This is a genomic window from Microbacterium sp. 13-71-7, from assembly GCF_002257455.1.
Lineage (GTDB): Bacteria > Actinomycetota > Actinomycetes > Actinomycetales > Microbacteriaceae > Microbacterium.
Window position 1 is genome coordinate 1 of the sequence record NZ_NCKN01000143.1, and the last position, 10340, is coordinate 10340.

Annotated in this window: 12 protein-coding genes; 6 read left to right on the plus strand and 6 right to left on the minus strand. The window is 65.3% G+C overall.

Going from position 1 to position 10340, the window contains the following annotated elements:
• Window positions 1-143 precede the first annotated feature (143 nt).
• On the plus strand, window positions 144-1301 hold the full coding sequence (locus tag B7X32_RS13680; protein ID WP_292720594.1) for a polysaccharide deacetylase family protein: 1158 nt from the start codon (window positions 144-146) through the stop codon (window positions 1299-1301).
• Window positions 1302-1357: 56 nt separating this feature from the next.
• Here the strand turns inward: B7X32_RS13680 and B7X32_RS13685 are convergent, their stop codons facing one another.
• The 6 genes from B7X32_RS13685 to B7X32_RS21075 form a co-directional block, all read right to left on the minus strand.
• Window positions 1358-2080 (minus strand): cytochrome c biogenesis protein CcdA, encoded by a 723-nt coding sequence (locus tag B7X32_RS13685; RefSeq protein ID WP_292720597.1) that lies wholly within the window; start codon window positions 2078-2080, stop codon window positions 1358-1360.
• Entirely contained in the window at window positions 2077-2730 is a 654-nt protein-coding gene (locus tag B7X32_RS13690) for a TlpA disulfide reductase family protein (RefSeq protein ID WP_292720599.1), read from the minus strand. The genes B7X32_RS13685 and B7X32_RS13690 overlap by 4 nt, the downstream gene beginning before the upstream one ends.
• 46 nt (window positions 2731-2776) lie before the next feature.
• Window positions 2777-3043 carry a hypothetical protein gene (locus tag B7X32_RS13695; protein ID WP_292720601.1) on the minus strand — a complete coding sequence of 89 codons (267 nt, stop codon included), beginning with the start codon at window positions 3041-3043 and terminating at the stop codon, window positions 2777-2779.
• 19 nt (window positions 3044-3062) lie between these two features.
• Window positions 3063-4043: a c-type cytochrome biogenesis protein CcsB gene (gene ccsB, locus B7X32_RS13700; protein WP_292720603.1), complete on the minus strand. Its 981-nt coding sequence runs from the start codon at window positions 4041-4043 to the stop codon at window positions 3063-3065.
• Window positions 4040-5665, minus strand: a complete 1626-nt coding sequence (locus B7X32_RS13705; RefSeq protein WP_292720606.1) for a cytochrome c biogenesis protein ResB — start codon at window positions 5663-5665, stop codon at window positions 4040-4042. Before B7X32_RS13705 ends, ccsB begins: the two co-directional genes overlap by 4 nt.
• A 396-nt stretch (window positions 5666-6061) precedes the next feature.
• Window positions 6062-6517, minus strand: a complete 456-nt coding sequence (locus tag B7X32_RS21075) for a DUF6153 family protein (RefSeq protein ID WP_366246994.1) — start codon at window positions 6515-6517, stop codon at window positions 6062-6064.
• A gap of 183 nt (window positions 6518-6700) precedes the next feature.
• Here B7X32_RS21075 and B7X32_RS13710 point away from each other — a divergent pair, with 183 nt between their 5' ends.
• The 5 genes from B7X32_RS13710 to B7X32_RS13730 all read left to right on the plus strand — a co-directional run.
• Complete coding sequence (locus B7X32_RS13710) at window positions 6701-6985, plus strand: metal-sensitive transcriptional regulator (RefSeq protein WP_292720608.1); 285 nt, start codon at window positions 6701-6703, stop codon at window positions 6983-6985.
• A gap of 51 nt (window positions 6986-7036) precedes the next feature.
• Window positions 7037-7372, plus strand: a complete 336-nt coding sequence (locus B7X32_RS13715) for a heavy-metal-associated domain-containing protein (RefSeq protein WP_292720611.1) — start codon at window positions 7037-7039, stop codon at window positions 7370-7372.
• The gene (locus B7X32_RS13720; protein ID WP_292720613.1) at window positions 7369-9663 is read left to right on the plus strand and encodes a heavy metal translocating P-type ATPase; all 2295 of its coding nucleotides are present in this window, start codon (window positions 7369-7371) and stop codon (window positions 9661-9663) included. The genes B7X32_RS13715 and B7X32_RS13720 overlap by 4 nt, the downstream gene beginning before the upstream one ends.
• A 20-nt stretch (window positions 9664-9683) precedes the next feature.
• Window positions 9684-9956, plus strand: coding sequence for a YHS domain-containing protein (locus B7X32_RS13725; protein WP_292720615.1), 273 nt, complete (start codon window positions 9684-9686; stop codon window positions 9954-9956).
• A 131-nt stretch (window positions 9957-10087) separates the two neighbouring features.
• Window positions 10088-10340, plus strand: a 253-nt coding sequence (locus B7X32_RS13730) for a hypothetical protein (RefSeq protein ID WP_292720617.1), incomplete at its 3' end; no start/stop codon positions are given.

Here is a 10340-nt window from a genome sequence, read left to right on the forward strand (position 1 = left end):
TGGGCCGTTTGACGCCCATCGAGTTCGAGACCATCATGAACACGACCGTCGCACTGGCGGCGTGACTACAACCTGTCACCTATCCGTGCAGCAGTCCCGGCCGCCGGCGGGGAGCGCTACCCAGATCCTCTACACTCGGCCACATGCCCGGAGATCCGCCTGTTTCGTCGCGCCCCAAGCGCCCGTCGCTCGCGGCAATCCGACAGCGTCGGCTGGCGGTCGCGCTGATCGCCGCGCTCGCACTCGCCCTCATGGCCGTGACTATCACGACCGCCGTGCACGCACTGTTCGGCGGGACGACACCGGACGCCACCGCGACGACACCCAGCCCGAGCCCCACGCCGACACCGCTCACGCCGGAGGAAGCGCTGCTGAAGACCGCTGCCGATCCGACGAAGGCGTGCGCGGTGTCGTTCCGGGGCGACGGGATCGCCCTGGCTCCGATGCTGCAGACCGCGGGCGTGCTGTTCACCGGCCTGCCCATCCCCGAACGCGCCGGATCCGTGTTCGCCGGCTGGTACCCGACTCCCGAGACCGCGCAGACCCAGACTCAGACCGACCGGGTGAACGGATCTCAGCTAACCACGTGCGTCGGTCACCGGCGCACCCTGTACGCAGCCTGGGTCACGCCGGAGCAGAACACGGCGGCCGGCTCGAAGATCCCGATCCTGATGTACCACTGGTTCACCTCCAAGCCGGGCGGCGAAGACAACTGGCTGCGCGGGAACTACATCTACATCGAGGACTTCAGGGCGCAGATGGCCTACATCGCGACCTCGAAGTTCTATCTGCCCACCTGGGACGAGCTGAACGCCTTCATTGACGGCAAGCTGTATCTACCACCGCACTCTGTGATCATCACCGACGACGACAACGAACCTACCTGGTTCCAATTGGCGGTCCCCGTGGTCACGGAGGACAAACTGCTCGCGACATCGTTCGTGATCACGAGCACGCGCCAGGAGGGATCCCCGTCGGCATACGTCCTTCAGCGCTCGCACACGGACGATATGCACCGAGCTGGCGACAACGGCAAGGGTCGGATGGTGAATCTTTCCGCTGATGAGGTCGCCGCCGACGTGGAGAAGTCGGCGCAGATCCTCGGCGCGAAGGAGGTAGTCGCCTATCCCTTCGGTCACTACAACGTGACCGCTGAGGAAGGCGTGACGAAGGCCGGTTTCCCTCTGGCTCGGACCACGGAGTACGGGATGGTGAAGATCGGAACCCCTAAGCTCGAGCTGCCCGTGGTCCGCGTCAACTATGGTGACACAGCCGACGATCTGAAACGCGCTATCGGTTGACGGGTCCGAACCGGTCACTTTGGCCGGGCCCAGCTCAACCTGCGGGATTAGTCGCCTCAGATTGGAAGTACGGTCCCCACGATGAGGGTCTGTACCCATGACATCAGCATCGTCCAGGCGCCGGTGATCATGAGCGCGCCGACTCCGATCATGGTTGAACCGCCGACCAAGTTGATCGCTCTGACGTGCCGGCGCAGGAACCCGATTGTGGTGGTGGCCCATCCTATGCCTGCAGAAACAATGATGAATGGGAGCCCGAGGCCGACACAGTAGGCGATTGCAAGGAGGGCACCTCGCCCGGCGGAGGCGGTGGTGAGGCTGAGAGCAGAGATGGCAGCGAGCGTCGGGCCTAGGCAGGGGGTCCAGCCGAGGCCGAATGCAAGGCCGAGGAGGGGGGCACCCGCTACGCCGGTGGGCGGCCTAAAGGAGATCTTTGCGCTGCGCTGAAGTGGTCGAAACAGACCGATGAAGACGAGTCCCATGAGGAGGACGATGGCGCCGAGGGCGCGTGTGAGTGTGTCCTGCCACCGGATCAACCACCCTCCGAGGGCACCGAATGCGGCACCATAGGCGATGAAGACGAGGGAGAAGCCGATGGTGAACAGTCCCGCTCCGGCGACGGGGCGCCAGCGGCTTGTTGTCGTCGAGGTTCCAGTCACGTACCCCAGGTAGCCAGGGACCAGTGGCAGCACGCAGGGCGACGCAAAGGACACGAGTCCGGCAAAGAGGGCGAGTGGGACCGCTGCCCAGAGCTGCCCATTGGCGATAACTGTGGTCACTTGGTGGCGCCCTCGCTCAGTGCGCTTTGAATCAGTGCTGCAAGCGTGTCGCGGGAAGGGAGTTGCCCCAAGATGCGGGACGCCATCCGTCCTGTGCGGTCGAGGACGAGTGTCGTGGGTACGGCGTTCGGTGCTGCTTTTCCAGAGAATGCGTATTGAACGGCTCCGGAGTTGACGTCGAGTATTGATGCGTAGGTGACACCGAACTCCTTCTCAAACGACATCGCAGTCCCTGAGCTGTCTCGGACGTTGACTCCGATGAAGACGACACCTTTGGGTGAGAATCGCTCGTTCAGTGCTTGAAGGTCCGGAGCTTCCGCCCTGCAGGGTCCACAGGCGGCGTACCAGAAGTTGACGACGACAACGGAGCCGAGCCAGGTGGTGGAGTCTGCGTTTCCGCCACGCTCGAGCGGTCCCGCGAAGGTGACCGGGGCATCGCGTTTTGCCGTGGGGACTTCCACGATGGTGTCGTCGCCGGATGCGTATCCGGTTGTTCCGCTTCTCTGCAGCGGTTCCAAGCCGGACGGGCGTGTGGTGCATCCGGTTAGGACAAGAAGAGCGGAAAGCCCGATGGTGAGGGTCGATACCGCCAATCGCTGTCGACGAGTGGGGGTGCCTCGCGAGAGAACCCGTTGGGGTAGCTTGTTCATTGCTCTCCTTGAGGAGCCGAGGTGTGGAAGTGGTTGCGTTCAGGCCTTACGAACGAGCGGTAGGTGTTTTGCGGCCAGCGAAGATTGCTCCCGCGATGATCAGCAGCACCCCGGTCGGGTATCCGGCGACGAGGTCGAGCCAGCCCGGCGGTTGGCCGGGGCCGAAGATTTCCAGGTGAGCGAGCCAGTGGACCAGCGCGACAGCGGCGCCGATCCCCATGATGATCTTCCCGATGAGGACGATCCTTCGGTGTCGCCGCCAGCGGGCGGCCTGGTCGTTCGGCACGGGACGGTCGGCGGGTATGCGAGCCATGGTGAGGTTCCTTTCCTGGTTACTTGAGGCCGGAGTAGGAGTGCAGGCCGCTGAAGAAGACATTGACGACGCCGAAGTTGAACACGACTGCGGCGAAGCCGACGACGGAGAGCCAGGCCGCCCTGGCGCCTCGCCAACCCCGTGTTGCGGTGGCATGGAGATAGGCGGCATAGAGGACCCAGACGATAAAGGTCCAGACTTCTTTGACGTCCCATCCCCAGAACCGGCCCCATGCGCGGCTGGCCCAGATCGCGCCGGCGATGAGCGTGAATGTCCAGAGGATGAAGCCGATGATCGTCAGCCGGTAGGCAAGGCGGTCCAGGTTCTCAGTGGTCGGGACGGTGTCGAGGAGACGTTGGACGCGCGGCCCCCGCGAGCGTTCACCACGGTGTTTGACCAGGTAGAGCGTGCTGACGAGGAACGCGAGCCCGAGGAATGCGGTTGCGAGCATAGCGATCATGACGTGGATCACAAGCCACGCAGATTGCAGGGCGGGCATGATCGGCACCACGGGGACGTAGAAGCTCACCGTCGCGACGCCCACCAAGAGCACGACCAGGCCGAGTACCGCTGCCCCGAGATAGGCGAGGCGCACTCGTATCGACACGATGAGGAAGGTGGCGATGATGAGCGCGGTCCCAGTCAGCGAGAACTCGAACATGTTGGCCCAGGGGACGCGGTCCGCGGCGACTCCGCGGAGGACGGTCGCTGCGACCTGGAACACCCACCCGAGGACGGTGAGCGCGTATCCGGCGCGCGCCGCCTTAGACGCACGGTCCATTCGGGGTCCCGAGTCGACGCGGTCTGTCGTGTCGGGCTCGGTGTAGGTGTTTCGTCGCGCCGGGGTCTGCGCGCCGACTGCGGCGACTTCGGGAACGGGCAGGTTGACCGGGGCAGTGCGGCGCGCGAGATCGATCGTGTAGGCGACGAACGCGGCCGCATAGATGGTGATCGCCGAGTACACCATCAGAAGCGAGAGCGATTCAAGATAGGACGTCATGCGCGGTCTCCTTTGTTGTCAAGCGTGGTGTGCAGGCGGGCGATGAAGGCATCGACGATGGGTTGTAGGCGCGGGTCGTCACCGCGGGCGAGTGCCCCGACTTCGATGTCGACGCCGTGGTCACGGCGGGTTGTGCGTACCCAGACCCGTCGTCGCGGTACGAACAGCGAGAGGGCAAGCCCGGCAACGGCGGTCGCGACGGCAGCGAGCATCGGGCCCTGGGTTGGGTCGTATGCGATGTCCAGTGACGCGAACCGCGGGATTGTGGTCAGTTCGATCGAGCCGAGGCCGTTCGGGAGCGGTTGACGAACGTTGGGAGTCAGTTGGATTCCGGGCGTTGCTGTGCCGCGGCCGGCCACCTTCGTCAGGCGAGACGTGTCTAGCGTGTACACGGATACGGGCACGCCGCTGTTGAGGCCGAGATCTCCGACGTATACGTCGAGGGAGACGACGGGGTCGAGGAGGTCGGGATAGCTCGAGTAGGAGGCGCCAGCCGGTGTGCTGGCATGCGTGGGATAGAAGAGCCCGATCATACCGACCTGCTTCGCAAGACCGTCGGGGACCTTGATGACGCCGAGGCTGGTCAGCTTAGAGTCTTGCGGGAGGAACGGGATCGAGTCACTGAACACGACGGCCCCCGCGGGGTTTCGGACCGTGATTGTCGGCGCGTAGCCGTTCCCGAGCAGGAAGATGTCGGTGCCGTCCACAGGCATCGGATCGTTCACCCGGATGTCCGCCTTCTGTTTGCGGTTGTTGCTCTCAACGGTGACTGCGGCGTCGAAGTCTCGCGGCATCCCGAGCGCATTGAGATTGTCGGTGACGTACCCCACCCGAAAGCTGTTCAGAGTGAGCGCGAACTTCGGGATCTGCGCGTCGGTGACAAAGCGGCCGGCGGTGAATGAGTCGTAAGCGATTCGGGTGCTGGCAAAAGTTTGCCCCTCAATCAGGACGCGTTGTCCCGTGAATCTGAAGCCGCTGCCGATCGCGAGGACCAGCAGAATGGCCAACAAGGCGATGTGGAACAAGAGATTCCCCGTTTCACGGAGGTACCCTCGCTCAGCGGCAATGGACTGCTCTGTCTCCGTGCGTACCCGGACCACGCGATAGCGCTGGCGCCGTAGTTCCTGTTCAGCCGCTTGCAGGACGTCGGTCTCCGCTCTCGTCTGATGGTGCGTGCGGCCGTACGCTGCGAGTCGGGACAGGTTGCGGGGCGTGTCCGGCGGCGATGCGCGAAGAGCTCTTGCGTGATGCCGGATCCGAGGGATGACACAGCCGACGAGCGAGATGAACAGCAAGAGGTAGATCGCCGAGAACCATGTCGACCCGAACACGTCATGGAGCTGCAAGAGGCTCACCGCCCACGCCCACCCGGTGTGGTCCCGATCGAACGTGATGACGCCATTCGGGTCAGAGGACTGCTGCGGGACAAGCGAGCCGGGCACCGCAGCCAGCGCCAGGAAAAGCAGCAGCACCAGCGCGGTCCGCATCGAGGTGAGCTGCCGCCAACCCCACCGCGCCCAACCGCCGATCGTCAGACTCGGCCCCGCTACTTCGCCCTCCGCCGCGACGTGCCCGGAAGGCAGGCCGGCGTCGGTGTGCCTTTGCTCATTCATTGTCGACATGGAGATCCTTCCCCTTGAGCGAGAACAGGAAGATGATGGCCACGCCGAGGAGTGCGATCAGAATCAGCGCGGCGGGGATGAAGGTGATGGGGGTGAGCATTCAGGTTCCTACGCTCGAGAGTTCATAGTTGGTGAGGATGCACAGGCGCACGTGTCGCGGTGCTGCGCGTGCGAGTGATCTCTCGACAGCGTGAGCGTGGCCTGGCGCGGCGCGGTTGGGACGCCGCGCAGCATGTCTCCGAGGCGTGTCATCGCCACGCCCTGGAACCATGCGAGAGCATCACTGCCCGGCGCGAGACACTGCGAGGCCCGAGAGATCGGCAAGCCACGGCCGTCTAGAAGACGCCGGGCGCCGAAACTACGCGGCGATCACCCGAGAATGGGTGACGTCGCTGGTCAGGTTCTACTGACGGAGAGCACCGTCAACGAAGGCGCAGGGGCGCGCGTCACGCTGTCGCGCGGGGGTGCCGCCGACACCAGACCGGAGCCTCTCGCAATGGCGAGAAGCGTGTCGCCTCGTGATCGGCCAATCAACATGAGAAGCGACAGAGCCGACGCGAGTGCGAGAATGCACTCCACCGCAGTCATCGCTCGAGGACCGTCACAGAAGATTGACCCGCACGCTTCGGGGACGGCGACGGGGGTCGACGTCCCTTCCGTGGCATGAGAGTGCATCCCCGTTACCGATACGGCGGACACGGTAGGCGTGACCAGACTTGCTTGGTCTACTTCCAGGCCGAGCGAGTGCATCGCCAAGATCCCGGCGATCAGAGGGATGACGGCGATCAGCAAGAGCAAAGTGCGCCGACGCGACGAGCCCCGTGGGCGGAGATCCGTCCGAAATGCTCTCACTCTGACTCTCCTTCAGGAAGCAGTCTACCGCCGCCCCCTTCGAGCGACATGCCAACGGGCTCCGTCGGTCAGATGGTTGGGGATGGACGCCGCTCACGCTCGGGCCGACCGCACAGATATCCTATACCCCTACTGGGTATAGGATACGCTGTACCCCTACCGGGTATGCAGAGAGGGGCGCAGATGGCCCACGGATATGTGGATGACAAGCAGGCTCTGCTTGCGCGACTGCGTCGGGCGGAGGGGCAGGTGCGTGGCATCGCGCGAATGGTTGATGAGGACGTGTACTGCATCGACATCCTTACCCAGGTCTCGGCGGCAACGAAAGCGCTGGAATCGGTTGCGTTGACGCTGCTGGAAGATCATCTCGGGCATTGCGTTGCGCAGGCGACGGCGGAAGGCGGACCCGTCGCGAAAGAGAAGCTGCAAGAGGCGAACTCCGCGATCGCGCGTCTGGTCCGCTCCTAGACGAACACAAGACAAACTCACTTTTTGGACAGCTCGCGAAGGGAGCTCATCATGACGGAACAGGGAATCAAGGACCTCGGTCTGCAGGCGGCGAACGGCGGAGGGTGCGCGTGCTGCAGCTCTGTTCAGAGCGCGGCGCCGGCAGAGTCCGGCACGCCCGCGGCGGCCGAGTCGGCACGGTTCTTCGTGACCGGGATGACGTGCTCGCATTGTGTAAGCAGCGTCACCGAGGAGATCTCCGCGATCGCAGGGGTCTCCGAGGTCTCGGTGGACCTGCACGCGGGCGGGGTTTCCACGGTGACCGTGTCAAGCGGGGCCGCGGTGGACGCGGAGCAGGTGCGGGCGGCGGTCGAGGAGGCCGGGTACAGCCTCGCCCCCGCCTCATGAGCACCGTCGACGTCGATCTCGACATCATCGGGATGACGTGCGCGTCCTGCGCAAACCGGGTGGAGCGGAAGCTGAACAAGTTGCCTGGGGTCCAGGCGACGGTGAACTTCGCCACGGAGAAGGCCCGGGTTCATGCTGAGGGTCAGGTCGCCGTAGAGCAGTTGATCGCGGCGGTCGAGCAGGCGGGGTACGAGGCATCCATCCCGGCCCCGCCCGCTGGCCCCGACGACGAGCGGGCTGCGCTACCGCAGGACGAGGAGCTCGCGTCGTTGCGGCATCGGTTGATCATCTCGGCGGCGCTGGCGGCGCCGGTCGCGGTGCTGTCTATGGTCCCCGTGCTGCAGTTCACCTACTGGCAGTGGCTCGCGCTTGCCTTGGCCGCGCCGGTGGTGGTGTGGGGCGCGTGGCCATTCCACCGTGCGGCGGCGATCAACGCCCGGCATGGAGCCGCAACCATGGATACGCTGATTAGCCTGGGTGTGCTCGCCGCGTTCGGTTGGTCGCTGTACGCCTTGTTCTTCGGCGGGGCGGGGATGTCGGGCATGACGATGAGCGTCACCTTAGTCGGGATCCCACAGGCGAGTGGCCACGAGATCTACCTGGAGGTCGCCTCCCTGGTGACCGTGTTCATTCTCCTCGGCCGCTACCTCGAGATCCGGGCAAAGCAGCAGTCCGGCGAAGCACTCCGCGCATTGCTCGAGCTCGGCGCGAAAGATGCCGTCGTCATCCGCACCGGCGCCGAGCTGCGCGTTCCAGTCGGTCAGCTCGTCCCCGGCGACATCGTCGTGGTACGGCCCGGGGAGAAGATCCCCGCGGACGGTCTGGTCGCAGAGGGAGTCTCGGCAGTCGATGAGTCGATGCTCACCGGCGAGTCCGTCCCGGTCGAGGTCGGCCCCGGCTCCCGCGTGGTCGGTGCGACTGTGAACACCGGCGGGCGCCTGCTGGTGGAGGTCACCCGCGTCGGCGCCGACACTGAGCTGGCACGCATGGCCAGGCTCGTCGAAGAAGCACAGACGGGCAAAGCCCAGGCGCAGCGCCTCGCCGACCGGGTGTCCGCGATCTTCGTTCCCGTCGTCATCGCCCTCGCCCTGATCGCCTTCGCCGGCTGGCTGATGGCCGGGGCAGGCCCCGAGATCGCCTTCACCGCCGCAGTGACGACCTTGATCATCGCCTGCCCCTGCGCACTTGGGCTCGCCACACCGACCGCATTGCTGGTCGGCACCGGCCGTGGCGCTCAACTGGGCATCCTCATTCGCGGCCCCCAGGTGCTCGAACAGACTCGCCGCGTCGACACCGTCGTGCTGGACAAGACCGGCACCATCACCGCGGGCACCATGGCGATCACAGGCAGCAATACCGCCGCGGGCACCGATACGGCTGAACTGATCCAGTTCGCCGCCGCCGTTGAGCACGGCTCCGAGCACCCCATCGGCCGTGCGATCACCAGCGCGATCACCAGCGCGGCCACCCGAGTTGGCCGTGCGGTGGAGTCGTTCGCAGCCGAGACCGGGCAGGGAGTGCAGGGCATTGTCGATGGCCGTCTGGTCGTCGCCGGTCGGGCCTCCTGGATCACCGCCCAGTGGGCACTCCCGATCCCCAAGGAGCTGCGCGCTGCGATCGCAATCGACGAGGCGGCCGGGGCGACAGTCACGGTTATCGCCTGGGACGGGCAGGTGCGAGGCACAATCAGTGTTGCCGACACCATTAAGCCGACCAGCCGCGACGCGATCGCACGACTGCGCAGTCTCGGGCTGACCCCAATCCTGCTCACGGGTGACAATCCCGGTGCCGCGCACACGATCGCCGAGGCAGCCGGGATCGACGATGTTCGCGCCGGGGTTACCCCCAAGGGCAAGCTCGACACCATCCGTGACTTGCAGGCCGCGGGCAAGGTGGTCGCGATGGTGGGCGACGGCGTGAACGACGCGCCGGCTCTTGCCGCTGCGGACCTGGGAATCGCGATGGGCACTGGCACGGACGCGGCCATCACCGCCGCAGACCTCACCATCGTCTCCGGGGATCTGGTGCTGGTGTCGGATGCGATCCGACTGGCCCGCCGCACCCTCGGCACGATCAAGGGGAACCTGTTCTGGGCGTTCGCGTACAACATCGCCGCGATCCCGGTCGCGATGCTCGCGCTACTCAACCCGATCCTCGCCGGCGCCGCGATGGCGTTCAGCAGCGTGTTCGTGGTCACCAACAGCCTCCGACTCCGCAGCTTCCGACCCTTGCCTGCCACGGAGGCAACCACAACGGCACCCACCCGCAACACCGTCCACGCCCGTACCTGAACACCTTGGAGAAGACATCAGTGAAGCACGAGCACGAGCACCAGCATGACCAGCACAATCACTACGGCTCGCACGACGGGCACGGCGGACATGAACAGCACCATCACGAGCCCCCGACGGGTGCGACGGACCTGGTGACCTGCCCGGTGATGCCCAGCAACAAAGTCGACACGGCGTGGGCCGAACAGCGGGGACTGTTCCGCGACTACGACGGCACCAGGTACTGGTTCTGTTGTGCGGATTGCGGCCCCTTGTTCGACGCCGACCCCGCCCGTTACGCGCGCGCGGCCTGAGGACTCGGCGCGCGAAGCGGCTTGGACGGGAACCGCCCCCCGCACACGATTTGACTTTCGACCGTAAGCTGGATTGTAGAGGGAGGTGGCAAGTGAACAGGATCCAGGCGCGCACACGAATCTCTGCGGGCATGTCTCGACTGCTGCTTGCCCCTCTCGCGGCCCTCGCGATCATTGCCGGACTGTTGGCAATGCACACCTTCACGGGAGCGGAGTCGGCTTCCGCTCAGGCAGCCACGTCTGCACGTGTCCACGAGCAGACCCCAGCCGCCGACGGCACCCACACCAGCGCTTCGATGACAGGGACTGACGAAGTACATCCGGCGTTCTGCGCGGGAAGCTGCGAAAGCCCGATGGGTATGCCGGATCATTCCGTGCTGATGA

What these genes read in the sequence shown, in the direction of transcription:
- B7X32_RS13710 (WP_292720608.1), top strand. Translation starts at nt 6,701, where the DNA reads ATGGCCCACGGATATGTGGATGACAAGCAGGCTCTGCTTGCGCGACTG.
- B7X32_RS13715 (WP_292720611.1), top strand. Translation starts at nt 7,037, where the DNA reads ATGACGGAACAGGGAATCAAGGACCTCGGTCTGCAGGCGGCGAACGGC.
- B7X32_RS13690 (WP_292720599.1), bottom strand. Translation starts at nt 2,730, where the DNA reads ATGAACAAGCTACCCCAACGGGTTCTCTCGCGAGGCACCCCCACTCGT.
- B7X32_RS13695 (WP_292720601.1), bottom strand. Translation starts at nt 3,043, where the DNA reads ATGGCTCGCATACCCGCCGACCGTCCCGTGCCGAACGACCAGGCCGCC.
- B7X32_RS13680 (WP_292720594.1), top strand. Translation starts at nt 144, where the DNA reads ATGCCCGGAGATCCGCCTGTTTCGTCGCGCCCCAAGCGCCCGTCGCTC.
- ccsB (WP_292720603.1), bottom strand. Translation starts at nt 4,043, where the DNA reads ATGACGTCCTATCTTGAATCGCTCTCGCTTCTGATGGTGTACTCGGCG.
- B7X32_RS13720 (WP_292720613.1), top strand. Translation starts at nt 7,369, where the DNA reads ATGAGCACCGTCGACGTCGATCTCGACATCATCGGGATGACGTGCGCG.
- B7X32_RS13705 (WP_292720606.1), bottom strand. Translation starts at nt 5,665, where the DNA reads ATGTCGACAATGAATGAGCAAAGGCACACCGACGCCGGCCTGCCTTCC.